Source organism: Photobacterium sp. GB-56 (assembly GCF_003026105.1).
Taxonomy (GTDB): Bacteria; Pseudomonadota; Gammaproteobacteria; order Enterobacterales; family Vibrionaceae; genus Photobacterium.
Genome location: NZ_PYNW01000019.1, coordinates 12,771 through 27,465, shown reverse-complemented (window position 1 = coordinate 27,465; position 14,695 = coordinate 12,771). Strand labels below are relative to the sequence as shown.

The 14,695-nt window shown below is 42.4% G+C and carries 17 protein-coding genes; 8 read left to right on the top strand and 9 right to left on the bottom strand.

The genetic code is table 11. The annotated features are described in order from the left end of the window. Window positions 1-1,026, top strand: coding sequence for a Mal regulon transcriptional regulator MalI (gene malI, locus C9J42_RS18800; protein ID WP_107260842.1), 1,026 nt, complete (start codon window positions 1-3; stop codon window positions 1,024-1,026). Window positions 1,027-1,097: 71 nt separating this feature from the next. Here malI and C9J42_RS18795 read toward each other — a convergent pair whose 3' ends face one another. Further along, complete coding sequence (locus tag C9J42_RS18795) at window positions 1,098-1,379, bottom strand: pyrimidine/purine nucleoside phosphorylase (RefSeq protein WP_006647687.1); 282 nt, start codon at window positions 1,377-1,379, stop codon at window positions 1,098-1,100. 181 nt (window positions 1,380-1,560) lie between these two features. Between C9J42_RS18795 and C9J42_RS18790 the strand changes: the two genes are divergently transcribed. After that, on the top strand, window positions 1,561-1,764 hold the full coding sequence (locus C9J42_RS18790; RefSeq protein ID WP_107302231.1) for a hypothetical protein: 204 nt from the start codon (window positions 1,561-1,563) through the stop codon (window positions 1,762-1,764). A gap of 10 nt (window positions 1,765-1,774) precedes the next feature. On the opposite strand, the gene zntR is transcribed toward C9J42_RS18790, so the two are convergent. Next, entirely contained in the window at window positions 1,775-2,242 is a 468-nt protein-coding gene (gene zntR / locus C9J42_RS18785) for a Zn(2+)-responsive transcriptional regulator (RefSeq protein WP_107207960.1), read from the bottom strand. Between the two features lie 236 nt (window positions 2,243-2,478). Between zntR and purH the strand changes: the two genes are divergently transcribed. Both purH and purD read left to right on the top strand, forming a co-directional pair. Continuing rightward, entirely contained in the window at window positions 2,479-4,071 is a 1,593-nt protein-coding gene (gene purH / locus C9J42_RS18780; protein WP_045150142.1) for a bifunctional phosphoribosylaminoimidazolecarboxamide formyltransferase/IMP cyclohydrolase, read from the top strand. A 105-nt stretch (window positions 4,072-4,176) separates the two neighbouring features. Next, a complete protein-coding gene (gene purD / locus C9J42_RS18775) occupies window positions 4,177-5,466 on the top strand; it encodes a phosphoribosylamine--glycine ligase (RefSeq protein WP_107291274.1) in 1,290 nt (429 codons plus the stop codon). Window positions 5,467-5,536: 70 nt separating this feature from the next. Here the strand turns inward: purD and C9J42_RS18770 are convergent, their stop codons facing one another. Next, window positions 5,537-6,223 carry a DUF1481 domain-containing protein gene (locus tag C9J42_RS18770; RefSeq protein WP_233217799.1) on the bottom strand — a complete coding sequence of 229 codons (687 nt, stop codon included), beginning with the start codon at window positions 6,221-6,223 and terminating at the stop codon, window positions 5,537-5,539. 43 nt (window positions 6,224-6,266) lie between these two features. Continuing rightward, window positions 6,267-6,539 (bottom strand): nucleoid-associated protein HU-alpha, encoded by a 273-nt coding sequence (hupA, locus tag C9J42_RS18765; RefSeq protein WP_005372678.1) that lies wholly within the window; start codon window positions 6,537-6,539, stop codon window positions 6,267-6,269. A gap of 226 nt (window positions 6,540-6,765) precedes the next feature. Here hupA and C9J42_RS18760 point away from each other — a divergent pair, with 226 nt between their 5' ends. Next, on the top strand, window positions 6,766-7,824 hold the full coding sequence (locus tag C9J42_RS18760; protein WP_005372680.1) for a CNNM domain-containing protein: 1,059 nt from the start codon (window positions 6,766-6,768) through the stop codon (window positions 7,822-7,824). Between the two features lie 66 nt (window positions 7,825-7,890). On the opposite strand, the gene brnQ is transcribed toward C9J42_RS18760, so the two are convergent. The 3 genes from brnQ to C9J42_RS18750 form a co-directional block, all read right to left on the bottom strand. Beyond that, window positions 7,891-9,198 carry a branched-chain amino acid transport system II carrier protein gene (gene brnQ, locus C9J42_RS18755; protein ID WP_107207956.1) on the bottom strand — a complete coding sequence of 436 codons (1,308 nt, stop codon included), beginning with the start codon at window positions 9,196-9,198 and terminating at the stop codon, window positions 7,891-7,893. 115 nt (window positions 9,199-9,313) lie between these two features. After that, on the bottom strand, window positions 9,314-9,436 hold the full coding sequence (locus C9J42_RS21815; protein WP_255418321.1) for a hypothetical protein: 123 nt from the start codon (window positions 9,434-9,436) through the stop codon (window positions 9,314-9,316). A 352-nt stretch (window positions 9,437-9,788) separates the two neighbouring features. Beyond that, complete coding sequence (locus C9J42_RS18750) at window positions 9,789-10,376, bottom strand: YjaG family protein (protein WP_005372684.1); 588 nt, start codon at window positions 10,374-10,376, stop codon at window positions 9,789-9,791. A gap of 67 nt (window positions 10,377-10,443) precedes the next feature. Here C9J42_RS18750 and C9J42_RS18745 point away from each other — a divergent pair, with 67 nt between their 5' ends. After that, complete coding sequence (locus C9J42_RS18745; RefSeq protein WP_107302230.1) at window positions 10,444-11,355, top strand: D-2-hydroxyacid dehydrogenase; 912 nt, start codon at window positions 10,444-10,446, stop codon at window positions 11,353-11,355. 31 nt (window positions 11,356-11,386) lie between these two features. Next, window positions 11,387-11,974 carry a uracil-DNA glycosylase family protein gene (locus C9J42_RS18740; protein WP_107247343.1) on the top strand — a complete coding sequence of 196 codons (588 nt, stop codon included), beginning with the start codon at window positions 11,387-11,389 and terminating at the stop codon, window positions 11,972-11,974. Window positions 11,975-12,033: 59 nt separating this feature from the next. On the opposite strand, the gene hemE is transcribed toward C9J42_RS18740, so the two are convergent. Both hemE and nudC read right to left on the bottom strand, forming a co-directional pair. Next, entirely contained in the window at window positions 12,034-13,101 is a 1,068-nt protein-coding gene (gene hemE, locus C9J42_RS18735; RefSeq protein WP_005372689.1) for a uroporphyrinogen decarboxylase, read from the bottom strand. Between the two features lie 118 nt (window positions 13,102-13,219). Continuing rightward, a complete protein-coding gene (gene nudC / locus C9J42_RS18730) occupies window positions 13,220-13,996 on the bottom strand; it encodes an NAD(+) diphosphatase (protein WP_107247308.1) in 777 nt (258 codons plus the stop codon). A 149-nt stretch (window positions 13,997-14,145) separates the two neighbouring features. Between nudC and rsd the strand changes: the two genes are divergently transcribed. Continuing rightward, window positions 14,146-14,628 carry a sigma D regulator gene (gene rsd, locus C9J42_RS18725; RefSeq protein WP_107207951.1) on the top strand — a complete coding sequence of 161 codons (483 nt, stop codon included), beginning with the start codon at window positions 14,146-14,148 and terminating at the stop codon, window positions 14,626-14,628. Window positions 14,629-14,695: the final 67 nt, after the last annotated feature.

The following is a 14,695-nucleotide window of genomic DNA, read 5'->3' as shown; positions in this document are numbered from 1 at the left end:
ATGGCTAAATCAAGCAAAGTAAAGATCACCGATGTTGCCGACTATGCCGGCGTCTCCGTTTCTACTGTTTCTTTGGTGCTGGGCAATAAAGGCCGTATATCAAAAGCGACAATCGATAAGGTCAATCAAGCAGTTGAAGCCTTAGGCTATGTTCGCAATAACGCCGCAGCGAATTTACGATCCAATCACTCAAATTTGATCGGCTGGATCTTAGCGGATATTACAGATCCCTTTTATACCGAAGTCACGGCAGGGTTAAGCGATGAGCTTGAACAACATGACCATATGTTATTTCTTGCTCAGTCCAACCATCAAGCAGACAAATTAATCCAATGTGTCCAATCGATGATCCAACAAGGTGTCGCAGGTATTGCATTTAGCCCGGTAAGAGAAGCAACCAACCAAGTACTCGAAATGGCAAAACAAGCCAATATTCCTGCGGTTTGCTTGGCCCGCTCCGCCGTGAATAATGAGGTCGATTATATTGGGCCTGATAATCATCAAGCCGCAATCCTTGCAACTCAGCACTTGATCCAACAAGGTCATCGTCATATTGCGTATATTGGTGGCAGCAGTGACTCACTCACCCGTGCTGAGCGAATTGGCGGCTATGGCACGACATTAATGCAATATGGCTTACCGTTTAAAAATGAATGGATAATTGAAGCTCAGAATAACCAGTGCCAAGCCGCGGATCATGTTCAACAACTGCTAACTCAGCATCCTAAAATTACCGCGCTATTATGCCACCGACCAGCCATTGCATTAGGGGCGATGTATGGTATTCAACGGGTAGGGAAAAGTGTCGGAAAAGATAACTATATTGGTCAACAAATCGGCTTAATTGGGTTTGATGATACCCCTGAAGCGGCTTTAACTCAGCCAAGCCTAACCATGATCAGCTCTCCTACGCGACAAATGGGTCAACTTGCAGGACAACGGTTACTCGCAAAAATGACGGTTCATAATGAAACGGCACAACAGTTTATTTTACCGCCACAATTAATTGAACGAGGATCGGCATAGAGATATCAAACAGCGGCGAACAAAAAAGCTCCACCGAAGTGAAGCTTTTAGATAATCACTATAATTTAAAATTATAAGTAATCACAAAGATAAGCAGTAGTAACCAATACTTTCACATTAAATGAACTGTCACCTGGAACTTCAAAGTTATCGCCTGCGTTGTAAGTTTCCCAGTCAACATGGCCTGGTAGTTTTACAGTTAATGCACCTTTAACCACCGTCATACGCTCAGGTGCTACAGTACCAAAAGTATATTCGCCAGGTGCCATTACGCCAACACTGACATGATCACCCGAAGATTCAAAGCCAATTGATTTTACTTGGCTATCAAAATATTCATTTACTTTTAACATCGATTTTCCTTATCTTTAATTCGTATTAGCGATACGCTTTTGACTGGAAATTATCACAAAATTTCACAATGCCCTAATGAAATATAATGACGCTAATCACGATATTCATGACATGAATTTAACTTGGTTCATGATAAAAAAACGCTACACTAGTCTTTGAAATTTTATCAAGGGATCTCAGATGTTAAATAAACATGTTTTAGCGGTACTACTGCTCGCTTCGTTACCATTAGTTGGTTGTAGCAGTAGCGATAAACAAAATATTAAAGATGGCTTCACTGAGATTGGTCACGCGACCCGTGATGCAACCAAAGCAACGGGACACTTTTTCCGTGATACCACAAAAGATGCGATCCAAAATGCAAAAGAAGCCACCAGCGATTAATTTATACGTTCTATTTCTTGTGCCTTGAACAACATGACTTGGTGTCACCGATAGGATCTGGCGTATCACAGCTATCGTTCAAGGCCTCAAGGATTGAGCAATGGCTCGCATCATCATCCACATGGCCACAACACGCATCATTGATCTTTTTTAACGCGCGTCGAATACGCGAGAGTTCCTTTATTTTCATATCCACTTCGTCAAGCTTAGCTTGGGTGATCGCTTTTACTTCCGCACAACTATGTTGACTAGCTTCCAGTCGGATATCTAATAGCTCACGAATTTCTTCCAAACTTAAGCCAATAGCTTTGGCCCGTAAGATAAATTTAACTCGCGATAAATTATCATCACTATATAAACGATAACCACTGTCGCTTCGGCCTGCAGGCTGGAGCAAATCATTTTTTTCGTAAAACCGTAATGTATCGCTACTGACCTGACATAACTTTGCTAATTGACCAATCAAATACATCGCCATCTTGCTCATTTCTCCTAAAGACGCCCAAAAAAGCAAACGTTTGCGTAATCTTCCTATTCATGTAAAATAATGGTCACATTACACACAAATGACCATTATTGATAAATCACTATTGTCATCACCCAAACATTGTTGATGTGATGAGAATCAGGATATTTCCCAAAACCAATTCACACCAAATGGGCTTGGTCTTGGGAAATATTCTATTCACCGTGTAATTAAAAGAGATAGTAGCCATGGAAAACGCTCGTCCTATTCGCCGTGCACTGATCAGCGTATCAGACAAAACAGGTATTGTGGAATTCGCACAGGCTCTTGCCAATCGCGGCGTAGAAATCTTATCGACAGGCGGTACCGCTCGTTTACTTGCCGAGAAAAACATTCAAGTCACTGAAGTTTCTGATTACACCGGTTTCCCAGAAATGATGGATGGCCGTGTAAAAACCCTTCACCCAAAAGTTCACGGTGGCGTACTAGGCCGTCGTGGTACTGACGACGAAGTAATGGAAAAGCACGGTATTAACCCTATCGATATGGTTGTTGTTAACCTTTATCCTTTTGCTGAGACTGTTGCCAAAGCCGGTTGTACGCTCGCCGACGCAGTTGAGAACATCGACATCGGTGGTCCAACAATGGTTCGCTCTGCAGCAAAAAACCATAAAGATGTAGCGATTGTCGTTAATGCGCACGATTACGACCGCGTACTAACAGAAATTAGCACCAACAATGGCTCACTAACTCAGGCAACACGTTTCGATTTAGCTATCTCAGCTTTTGAACATACTGCAGCTTACGACGGTATGATCGCCAACTACTTTGGTACTATGGTGCCATCTTACGGCGACAACAAAGAAGGTGACGAGGAATCGAAGTTTCCACGCACTTTCAATCAGCAATTCGAGAAAAAACAAGACATGCGCTATGGTGAAAACAGCCACCAAGCAGCAGCATTCTATGTTGAAGCCAACCCACAAGAAGCTTCTGTCGCAACGGCAACGCAACTTCAAGGTAAGGCGCTATCATACAACAACATCGCCGATACAGATGCAGCACTTGAGTGTGTGAAAGAATTCGATTTACCCGCTTGTGTGATTGTAAAACATGCTAACCCATGTGGTGTCGCACTCGGGGACAATTTACTTGAAGCTTACGATCGCGCTTACAAAACTGACCCTACCTCAGCATTTGGCGGCATTATTGCGTTCAACGGTGAATTAGATGCAGCAACTGCACAAGCGATTGTTGATCGTCAATTTGTAGAAGTTATTATCGCGCCGAAAGTATCAGCAGAGGCGGCAGCCGTTGTTGCAACCAAGAAAAACTTACGTCTTCTTGAGTGTGGCGAATGGACAACCAAAACCACGGGTTTTGACGTTAAGCGTGTAAATGGTGGTTTATTGGTTCAAGACCGTGACCAAGGTATGGTATCGGTTGATGATTTAACCGTTGTCACTAAACGTCAACCAACCACAGACGAACTGCGTGATGCACTATTTTGCTGGAAAGTAGCGAAATACGTGAAATCAAACGCGATTGTGTATGCAAAAGGCAATATGACCATAGGTGTTGGTGCAGGCCAAATGAGCCGCGTTTATTCTGCCAAAATTGCAGGTATCAAAGCCGCTGACGAAAACCTAGAAGTCGCGGGTAGCGTAATGGCATCAGATGCATTCTTCCCGTTCCGTGATGGTATTGATGCCGCAGCAGAAGCAGGCATTACTTGTGTTATCCAACCGGGTGGTTCAATGCGTGATGATGAAGTCATTGCTGCTGCTGACGAGCATGGTATGGCGATGGTATTTACCGGTATGCGCCACTTCCGCCACTAAGTTGTCATCACAAACTTAAGTGAATAAAACTATCGATTTAGTCTCTGCTCTTTTTTAAAGAGCAGAGATTTTTAAGTATTTAGCGCGAAGCAATAAGGATTAACGATGAAAGTACTGATCATTGGTAACGGCGGCCGTGAACACGCATTAGGCTGGAAAGTTGCACAAAACCCACAAGTAGAAACGGTATTTATTGCTCCTGGTAATGCAGGAACAGTACTTGAACCTAAACTGGAAAATGTTGAGATTGGTGTTGAAGACATCGCAGCATTAGTTGAATTTGCGCAAAATAATCAAATTGGTTTAACCATTGTCGGCCCAGAAGCGCCACTAGTTATTGGTGTGGTTGATGCGTTCCGCGCAGCTAAACTGCCCATCTTTGGTCCAACAGAAGCCGCAGCACAACTTGAAGGCTCTAAAGCTTTCACTAAAGACTTCCTTGCTCGCCACAATATTCCAACGGCGGAATATCAAAACTTTACTGAAATCGACCCCGCTCTTGCTTACTTAAAGCAAAAAGGCGCACCGATTGTAGTAAAAGCGGATGGCTTAGCAGCAGGTAAAGGCGTGATTGTCGCAATGACAGAGCAAGAAGCCGAAGATGCCGTACGCGATATGCTCGCTGGCAATGCATTTGGTGAAGCCGGACACCGCGTAGTTATCGAAGAGTTCTTAGATGGTGAAGAAGCCAGTTTCATCGTAATGGTAGACGGTAAAAACGTTCTACCTATGGCCACCAGCCAAGATCATAAACGTGTTGGAAATGGCGATACTGGCCCTAACACGGGTGGCATGGGCGCTTATTCACCAGCCCCTGTTGTAACACAAGATATCCATGACCGCGTGATGAAAGAAGTGATCTACCCAACGGTTGAAGGGATGGCCGCAGAAGGCGCACCTTATACAGGTTTCCTTTATGCTGGCTTGATGATCATGAGCGATGGCACCCCAAAAGTGATCGAATACAACTGTCGCTTTGGTGATCCGGAAACTCAACCTATCATGTTACGTATGCAGTCTGATTTGGTTGAGCTATGTTTAGCAGCGATTGATGGCAAGCTAGATACCGTAGAATCGAAATGGGATCCACGCGCTTCTATCGGTGTTGTTTTAGCCGCTGGCGGCTATCCAGCAAGCTACAACAAGGGTGATGTGATTTCAGGCTTGCCGCAACAAGAAGTGGCTGGCGAGAAAGTCTTCCACGCCGGCACAACGAATAATCAAGGCGATATCGTCACTAACGGTGGTCGTGTGCTGTGTGCAACCGCGATGGGCGATACTGTCTTAGAAGCACAACAGCGTGCTTATACGTTGGCAAAACAAATTTCGTGGGATGGCATGTTCCATCGTGACGATATTGGTTATCGCGCTATAGCTCGTGAGCAACAGCAATAAAACGCATTCTCCCTAAGTTAAAAAACGCGCTTAATCAGCGCGTTTTTTATTGTCTTTTTTTTGCAAGCATTTATTGCTTCGTATCAATCAGTGTCGGTGCTTGTAAACAAGTCTCACTCACCACACCCGATAACAACTTATGAATTCTTAACCTACCGTTTTTCTGCTCGCCAATAGCCGTCCAATATCCCGATGGGGAAAATGCGGATAATACATTAGGATCATCAATCGTGATCGGCTGTTGAGTTTGACAAGAGATCTGCTGTTGTTGCTGTCTATAGCCTTGCTCAAAATACTGTTTTGATCTTTTTAGTCGTTCAATCCGATGGACTAAATATTCGCTGTGCTGTTTGAGCTCCGTTATTTCATTTGTCGTTAACGGTAAGATATGCCCATCTTCTTTATAGCGTTGATAAACTGCGACGCCTTGGCTATCGAAGCGAAGTTGTAATTCAAAGGGGACTTGCTGTCCATCGATTAACCGCTCACCCTGTTGTAACAGCGTTTTAAGCTTACCTGACTGCCATTGGTAATCACTTTGATAATCACCTTGCTTAGTACTGTACACACGCTCTCCTAGCCGCTCTGGAGCATTCTGACGGGATAAATACCAATAGATATATGTACCATCTACTTTTTGCTCAGCAACATTCACTCTAGTGATCGGCAATGCGGTGTTATCAGCAAGGTTTCCTGCAACACATCCAGTGAGAATGAGAGGAAGAAGAAAAGAAAAGAGAAATGAAATTTTAGACATAAAAAAACCGCCAGATGAATAATTCATTCTGGCGGTATCACAATTACTTCAATGCATCTTTTAGTGCTTTACCAGCAACAAACGCAGGAACGTTAGCTGCAGCAATTTGAATTTCAGCACCAGTTTGTGGGTTACGGCCAGTGCGAGCTGCACGATGGTTTACTTTAAATGTACCAAAGCCAATTAGTTGAACCTGGTCACCGTCTTTTAGCGCATCAGTAATGCCGTCAAGAGTAGATTCCAAAGCTGCTTTTGCTTGTGCTTTAGATAGATCCGCTTTTTCTGCGATCAGGTCAATCAGTTGGGTCTTGTTCATTAGGTTTCCCTTCTAAGGTTTTTCGTAAGACGAGACAACTCTAATTCAAAAGAAGCCCGTGTGGCAAAGGTTTGTCTGCTTTATTCGACTCAGGTGCGGACTCTTTAACCACAATCTGAGCGCAAGTTCACAAAATGTTACCAAATACCGCATAAAAATAGTTGTATTTATTCTGCCCAGCCCCGATTAATATAGCTGATATTCGCTAATTTACTGATAGGTTGACATGGTACTCCTTACGATTTACATCTCCGTTGCGATTGGTGTTTCGTTTATTTGTTCCGTATTAGAAGCGGTGTTACTTAGTATTTCACCAAGTTATATCGCCACATTACGCCAACAAAACCACCCTGCGGCGGCAAAACTCACCGCGCTCAAAGATAATATTGATCGGCCTCTTGCCTCGATCTTGACCCTAAACACCATCGCTCACACCATCGGTGCTGCAACCGCAGGTGCACAAGCGACTATCGTATTTGGTAGTGAATGGTTAGGCGTGTTCTCGGGCGTATTAACCATAGGTATTTTATTACTGTCTGAAATTGTGCCAAAAACCATTGGTGCAACTTACTGGCGTCAACTTGCACCATTCTCAGCGACTATGTTGCGTTGGATGGTATTGCTTTTGATCCCTCTAGTGTGGGTATCAGAACAAATTACTCGTCGTTTATCACGCGGTCATGAGCAACCAAAATTACGTGATGAAATTTCAGCAATGGCGTTACTAGCACACGAAACAGGTGAGTTAGGTGAAGGCGAGTCAAAAATCCTAACCAACTTACTGCAATTCCGTGATGTAAGCGTAACGAAAATTATGACGCCACGTCCGGTGCTATTCCGTGTTGATGCAGAGCAAACCATTAATGAATTCTTGTCTCAGCATAAAAACAGCCCGTTCTCTCGTCCATTGGTATATAGCGAGCAGAGTGACAACATTGTCGGTTTCGTTCACCGCCTAGAGCTATTTGCTGAAAGCCAAGCGGGTAAAGGGGGCCAAGAACTCGGTGTATTAATGCGCCCACTACCCGTTATTATGAATAACGTTAGCGTACCTAAGGCTTTTGAGCGCTTAATGCAGGAACGTTCACAGCTTATCTTAATCGTTGACGAATACGGCACAGTACAAGGTCTCGTGACCTTAGAAGATATTTTCGAAAGCCTGGTAGGTGAAGAAATTGTCGATGAAGCCGATAAAAATACTGACATGCAGCAACTGGCTTTCCAGCGTTGGGAAAAGTGGAAGAAAAAGCATGGTGTAATTCAAAATAATGATGAAGAAAAATAATCCTCCATCATGAAAAAAGGGACCTTTCGGTCCCTTTTTTATTATCTCTTTAAACCACTCAGTACATTAGTATTCTTTAGTCAGTACTTGGCGTTTTACTGTCAAACGCTGCGCAATTAATCCGATAACCAAGGTGATTACCGTCGGCAAAATCCAACCTGCGTAATAGTGATATAACGGTAGATTAGCCTCTAGTATCTTATCCATCTGTGCTGGCATCGCTTCAAGAATATGCGTTGCATCAATACAGCCAAAAATCATCGCAACGGCTAAGGTTGCCAATACCATCTTTTGTGATAATTGATGACGCAGTGGTGCAATAATCAGTAATGAAATCGCAATAGGGTGTAACGCAACAACCACAGGTAATGTCACTTTCAACAATTGCGATAAGCCAACGTTAGCAATAATGCCTGATAGCACCATAATCACAATAACACTTTTACGATAGGTCACCGGTGTGAAAGTACGGCTATAAAACTCACTACCCGCAGTTGTCACCCCAATCGCTGTTGTTAAGCACGCCAATACCAATACCGCACCTAATAACAAAGTACCAAACACACCAAAATGATAATTGGTGAAAGCGGTTAAGATCTCACCACCATTAGTGAAGTTTAATCCCAGCCCTTCGCTTGTTACGCCAATATAAGCAAGAGACAAGTACACTAATGCCATTGCACTTGAATACATAAGCGCCGCAATTAAGGTGTATTTTGCAATGGCTTTAGGCTCTTTAACGCCCATACCTTCAATAGCACGGAAGATAACCCAGCCAAAACCAATCGATCCTAACGCATCCATTGTCATATAACCTTGGGTTAAACCTTCAGCCATCGCCCCATTAACATAAGCTCCCGTCGCTTCAGTGACATAACCTGAAGGATATAAAATAGCGACAACAGCCATCACACCTAAAATCGTTAGCAGTATTGGCGTTAACCATTTGCCTAAAGTGTCCACCAGCTTACCGGGATATAACGAGAACAAAATAGCGGCGATACAAAATGCTATAGAAAAAGGGATAAGACCAACATCACCCATGAAGGGAGCAAGACTAAATTGGTAAGCCACGGTGATCGTACGAGGAATAATAAAAGCAGGACCAATCACAATAAACAACATCACCCAAAAGCTAGTTGCTAAAGGTTTCGGTAATGCAGCAGTTAAGTTATCAGAGCCTCGAACCCAAGCGACAATCACCAGCGCAATCGCAGGTAAACCCACTCCAGTTAAAAGAAATCCTGTCATGCCACTTAGAAAGTTATCACCAGCTTGATAACCTAAGAATGGAGGGAAAATTAAGTTTCCCGCGCCTAAATACATGGCGAATGTCATAAAGCCTAATGCGGCAATATTGCGTGCACTTAACATAGTATTCCTTTGATTGTGACTTTCAGCTTGGAGGAAGCGAGATGGGAATATGTTTCAAAGGACCTATCAGCTTCTTCGCAAGCTGACAGTAATGTTTAAATATAAGCAGCCAGCTCTAAATACGTTTTAGAGAGAGCATGAGGAGTTGGCGGATATTACCGTCACACATCGCATATTGCGCAGTAATATTACGACCACAAAAACAGGTAGCGAATGTCATTGCTATAAATGTATGCATTGTACCTCCTCGTGAATAAACCATTATTGCCATAAACAATGTGCTACGGCGCTGTAACGTTATAAACGGTGAAGGGATCGAATTACAATAGCCAAAATAAAATAAGTGTAATGGTGCAAATTCAAATCACCAAGCAGTGATATTCACTGGATTTTAAATTAAAAACCAGAACTAAAAACTTCACAAATCCCAAACATACTGAAACACAAACAATACAAATGATGAAATAACCGTCTTTTCTACGATATTTTGCTTATATAACGAAATATTTTTATGCTGAACAACGCACTTTCACCCGATACAAAAAAAGAGCCCTTAGGCTCTTTTTTTACTGTCATGGCGATATTAGCTGTTAGAGCTCAATACCGATATTACTGACAGGCTCATCACGCAACTCTGCACGAAGATCTTTAATCAATTCAATATCACGTGTTTCTGCTTCTTTTAATGCACGGAAAATCGCCCACTGGGTATCCCATTCCGCACATACTGCTTCATTTTCTTTTTGATTATCGTTAGTGATCTCGATACCTGTTTGTGCGTACTCAAGATTAGCAACAGTTTCTGCCGATAAAGCACTTAGTTTGATCACTGTTTCCATCATAAGATCACGATCTAACATCGCATGCAGAAGATCAGCAAGTGCAACACACGCATCAATCGCAGGGCTTACCGCGTAGATATCAAACTCATCTTCGCTTGGCACCATATCTTCTAATTTTTCTAGCTGATTCTCGAAGTTAATTTTGGCGTTTTTAACGGTCAAAATCTCCCAGACGCTATCTAAGATCACTCGATATTTATAAGAATCAGCAAATCCTGTTTCTGCACAGAAAAATACATAATTTGGGTACATACGCTCACACAAAGACACCATAAATGTCAGGTGTTGCCACGGTTCTAATTTTTCTAAGCGTAACTGGATCGGATTTTTAAGCATGAGATAATCTACAGTAGTGATTTGAAGTGAAGTTTACTTGATAAACGAATAAGGCTAAAGGAAAAGCATGATCAAAGTTTCAGTAATATCAAAGCAACAACAACGCTATACCCAATTATTGGCACAGGCGCAGTTACCGGACCTTTGCTTAACCGATGATCCTTCGCAAGCAAGCATAATTCTAGCGGATCCTCCTTTGATCGCCAACCAACTCGAACAATTACCCAAACTAAAATGGTTACAATCAACATTTGCAGGCATTGATGCCCTCATTAAACCTCACCTACGACAAGATTATTTACTCACTAACGTTAAAGGATATTTTGGCCCTTTGATCAGTGAATATGTTATTGGTCAGTGCCTTAATTACTATCGTCACTTCCACCAATACGCACAGCAACAAACACAATCTTTATGGCAGCCAATCCCTTATCAATCTGTCAGTGGCAAAACCATGGTAATCATAGGAACAGGAAGCATCGGCTGTATACTCGCAAAAACGGCAAAAGCATTGAACTTCTCGGTCATTGGTGTCAACAGGCAAGGCTTATCAGCCTCTACTGATTTTGCTCAAACGTATCCAATTACAGAATTGCAGCACGCACTCAGCAAGGCTGATGTGATTGTTTCTATTCTGCCATCAACAGAACACACGAATGATATCTATAACCAACAATGCTGGTCGCACTGTCGTAATGCACTTTTTTTCAATGTTGGTAGAGGTAATACTGTTGTTGAATCAGACTTAATTAATGCGCTTGATAATAAACAGCTCAACCATGCTTACCTTGATGTGTTCAAGCAAGAGCCACTTAACCAAGATCATCCTTTTTGGCATCATCCAAAAATAAGTATCACTCCACATATAGCGGCGGAAAGTTTTCCAGAACAAGTCATAGAGATATTCAAAACTAATTACCTCCGCTTTAAACAACAGCAAGATCTAAATTATCTTATTGATTTTAAAAGTGGATATTAAAAGTGCAACTATATTTGAACGTACAACTAAGATGAAACAAGTTGATAACTTACGCGATCTTATTCACCACTGCGAGATCTGCAAAGATCACCTAGTACCACGGCCTGTGATTCAATTTAGCTCTAAAGCTAGGTTATTGCTTATTGGACAAGCGCCCGGATTAAAAGTCCATCAAACAGGGATCCCATTCAATGATCCTAGCGGTGATCGTCTACGCCAATGGCTTGGGTTGGACAAAGATACCTTCTATAACCCAGAACACATTGCCATTATGCCGATGGGTTTATGTTATCCCGGAAAAGGGAAAACTGGTGATTTACCGCCTCGCCCAGAGTGTGCACCAAAATGGCATCAGCCAGTGCTTGATCTGATGCCTAATATCGGTATGACATTACTGATCGGACAATACGCACAAAACTATTATTTACAAGATAAGCCGAAAACACTCACAGAAACCGTAAGGCAATGGCAACAATGGGCACCACGCTACATTCCATTGCCTCACCCATCGCCTCGTAATGCCATTTGGCTTAAAAAGAATCCATGGTTTGAATTAGACGTCGTCCCTTATATTCGCCAATACGTCCACCAGCATTTAGCAATCAAAGACCAAGTTTAGAGATAAAAAAAACCCACGCAATTACGTGGGTTTCAGTTTTATCATATCAATTTGGCAAATTACTTATGGTAAGGCTTTGATAATTCATGCACGGCTTCAACAAACACACCAGCATTTTCAGGCGGAACATCCAAGTGAATACCATGACCTAAGTTAAAGACATGGCCTGTACCACCATCGCCAAAACCTTCAAGAATCGTTGCTACTTCTTGACGAATACGTTCAGGTTGCGCATAAAGCATGGATGGATCCATATTACCTTGTAGTGCAACCTTATCACCGATGCGACGTTTCGCTTCTGCGATATCAATGGTCCAATCTAAGCCTACGCCATCACAGCCCGTTGCTGCGATTTGCTCAAGCCACATGCCACCATTTTTAGTGAACAGCGTAACTGGTACACGACGACCTTCATTTTCACGAATTAAGCCATCTACAATCTTATGCATGTAACGCAGCGAGAATTCGTTGTAATCACGTGGGGTTAACACACCACCCCAAGTATCAAATACCATCACAGCCTGTGCACCGGCTTTGATCTGTGCATTTAGGTATTCAGTAACACTATCCGCTAACTTATCTAGCAATAGGTGTAGTGTTTGTGGCTCTGCATACATCATCTTCTTGATCTTAGTGAAAGCTTTAGAGCTACCACCTTCAACCATGTAAGTCGCCAATGTCCATGGGCTACCAGAGAAGCCAATCAATGGTACTTCACCTTGCAGATCATGACGAATTTGACGAACGGCATTCATTACGTATTGCAGCTCACCTTCAGGATCGGGTAAACCAATTTTATCTACGTCAGCTTTACAAGTAATAGGACGTTGGAATTTAGGTCCTTCGCCTGCTTCGAAGTATAAGCCAAGACCCATTGCATCAGGAATCGTCAAGATATCTGAGAACAAGATAGCAGCATCAAGCGGGAAACGCTTCAGTGGCTGCAATGTGACTTCACTTGCTAGCTCAGCGTTCTTACATAGCGACATAAAGTCACCTGCAACGCTACGTGTTTCACGGTATTCTGGGAGATAACGACCCGCTTGGCGCATCATCCACACCGGCGTGTAATCAACAGGCTGTTTTAACAACGCACGTAGGTAGCGGTCATTCTTTAATTCGCTCATTTGAGACTCCATGGGTAAATTCTGCATTTATTGTATCATTCATTACTCAGAACAAAATAGAACATATCTTATTCTATCAATAGGAAATAACGATACGATAACGCGTTAAACCTGATTGTTAATCATTACAGGGCGAGCTTGAAAAAGACAGCGTATGATCTATTAACCGACGTGCGATTGTCCCTTGTGGCGGTAACTGAGGTAAATGCTCCGCATCAGCCCAGATTGCGTCGGTTAACTCTTCATAATCAGGCTTAATATCACCACTGGCGTAATCAGCAGTAAATCCCATCATCAGATTAGAGGGAAATGCCCACGGCTGACTAGCAAAGTATTGAATATTCGCAACAGTAATGCCTGTTTCTTCCAATACTTCACGTGCAACACATTGCTCTAGTGTTTCACCGGTTTCAACAAAACCCGCAATCACGGTATACATACCTGTTTTATGTCGGGGATGCTGCGCGAGCAAAATTTTCTCATCTTTACGTACCGCGACAATAATACAAGGCGAAACACGTGGATAATCTATTGCCTTACAAATTTGACACTGCATTGCCAATTGGTCTTCACACAACATTGCTTCATGACCACAGCGTCCGCAAAAGTGTTGTTGATAGAGCATATGAGATAATTGGATTGCTCGTCCGACAAGATTAAAAAGCCCTGAATCTTCATTTAATAATTCGCGCAAACTATAGAAAACGTCTGAATCGTCTAAAAACTTAGCTTCTCCCCAATAAACAGGTATCCCATTAAACGTACCTATTTGTCGAATATCACTCATCTTAGTCGCTAAATCAGACATTGCTCGCAATGGAAGCTTACTATTTTCAAGTAGTATTTTACCATTCAGGGTTTCGCAGCAATATGCCAAATTCTCATTTTTTAACATTTTTATTACTTTCATCCTTGCGGCTGCGTAAATTTACTGGCAATCTAAAGTTTAAACCAAGTAGTTATCCGAACAACTAGCTCTCTTTAAAAGAGAAAGATCATCGACTATCGATTTAACGATATCGACATGACCATGAGGACGTGCTCATGCTTAGTAAATTCGAACAAGTCAAAAAAGAATGGGGCGGTCATAATGACGTCATTGACCAATGGCTGATGATGCGTCAACAACTGCTTATCGATTTTTGTAAACTAGCAGGCTTAGCCCCGAAAGAAGAGGCTAACCGCCAACTTCCTACCGCCTCTCAATTATCGTTATTCAGTGAAGCTCTGGTTGATTATATTTCAGCGGGTCACTTCAAAATTTACGATAACGTAATGGAGCGCTGGCATCAAACAGGTTATTCACCTACCGAAGAAATTTCCACTCTTTACGCAAAAATCACTTTAACGACAGATCCATTATTGAACTTCAATGATAAATACAGTGAAGTCAAAAAAGACGATTTACTTGAAAAATTTGATGAAGATTTATCTCAAGTGGGTGAGCTAATGGAACTTCGCTTTGCCCTTGAAGACAAACTGATTGAGCTGATCAGCGACAGTCTATCTTGCCCTCCTGGCGCATAGCCTAGCCATTATAATATGTGGCAGTAACATAGGCTGCCACTTCATTACACACTATCCAACACCTTCT

What these genes read in the sequence shown, in the direction of transcription:
- hemE (WP_005372689.1), bottom strand. Translation starts at nt 13,101, where the DNA reads ATGAGCGAATTAAAGAATGACCGCTACCTACGTGCGTTGTTAAAACAG.
- rsd (WP_107207951.1), top strand. Translation starts at nt 14,146, where the DNA reads ATGCTTAGTAAATTCGAACAAGTCAAAAAAGAATGGGGCGGTCATAAT.
- purD (WP_107291274.1), top strand. Translation starts at nt 4,177, where the DNA reads ATGAAAGTACTGATCATTGGTAACGGCGGCCGTGAACACGCATTAGGC.
- C9J42_RS18745 (WP_107302230.1), top strand. Translation starts at nt 10,444, where the DNA reads ATGATCAAAGTTTCAGTAATATCAAAGCAACAACAACGCTATACCCAA.
- nudC (WP_107247308.1), bottom strand. Translation starts at nt 13,996, where the DNA reads ATGTTAAAAAATGAGAATTTGGCATATTGCTGCGAAACCCTGAATGGT.
- zntR (WP_107207960.1), bottom strand. Translation starts at nt 2,242, where the DNA reads ATGGCGATGTATTTGATTGGTCAATTAGCAAAGTTATGTCAGGTCAGT.
- C9J42_RS18770 (WP_233217799.1), bottom strand. Translation starts at nt 6,223, where the DNA reads ATGTCTAAAATTTCATTTCTCTTTTCTTTTCTTCTTCCTCTCATTCTC.
- purH (WP_045150142.1), top strand. Translation starts at nt 2,479, where the DNA reads ATGGAAAACGCTCGTCCTATTCGCCGTGCACTGATCAGCGTATCAGAC.
- C9J42_RS18740 (WP_107247343.1), top strand. Translation starts at nt 11,387, where the DNA reads ATGAAACAAGTTGATAACTTACGCGATCTTATTCACCACTGCGAGATC.
- C9J42_RS21815 (WP_255418321.1), bottom strand. Translation starts at nt 9,436, where the DNA reads ATGCATACATTTATAGCAATGACATTCGCTACCTGTTTTTGTGGTCGT.
- hupA (WP_005372678.1), bottom strand. Translation starts at nt 6,539, where the DNA reads ATGAACAAGACCCAACTGATTGACCTGATCGCAGAAAAAGCGGATCTA.
- malI (WP_107260842.1), top strand. Translation starts at nt 1, where the DNA reads ATGGCTAAATCAAGCAAAGTAAAGATCACCGATGTTGCCGACTATGCC.
- C9J42_RS18750 (WP_005372684.1), bottom strand. Translation starts at nt 10,376, where the DNA reads ATGCTTAAAAATCCGATCCAGTTACGCTTAGAAAAATTAGAACCGTGG.
- C9J42_RS18790 (WP_107302231.1), top strand. Translation starts at nt 1,561, where the DNA reads ATGTTAAATAAACATGTTTTAGCGGTACTACTGCTCGCTTCGTTACCA.
- brnQ (WP_107207956.1), bottom strand. Translation starts at nt 9,198, where the DNA reads ATGTTAAGTGCACGCAATATTGCCGCATTAGGCTTTATGACATTCGCC.
- C9J42_RS18795 (WP_006647687.1), bottom strand. Translation starts at nt 1,379, where the DNA reads ATGTTAAAAGTAAATGAATATTTTGATAGCCAAGTAAAATCAATTGGC.
- C9J42_RS18760 (WP_005372680.1), top strand. Translation starts at nt 6,766, where the DNA reads ATGGTACTCCTTACGATTTACATCTCCGTTGCGATTGGTGTTTCGTTT.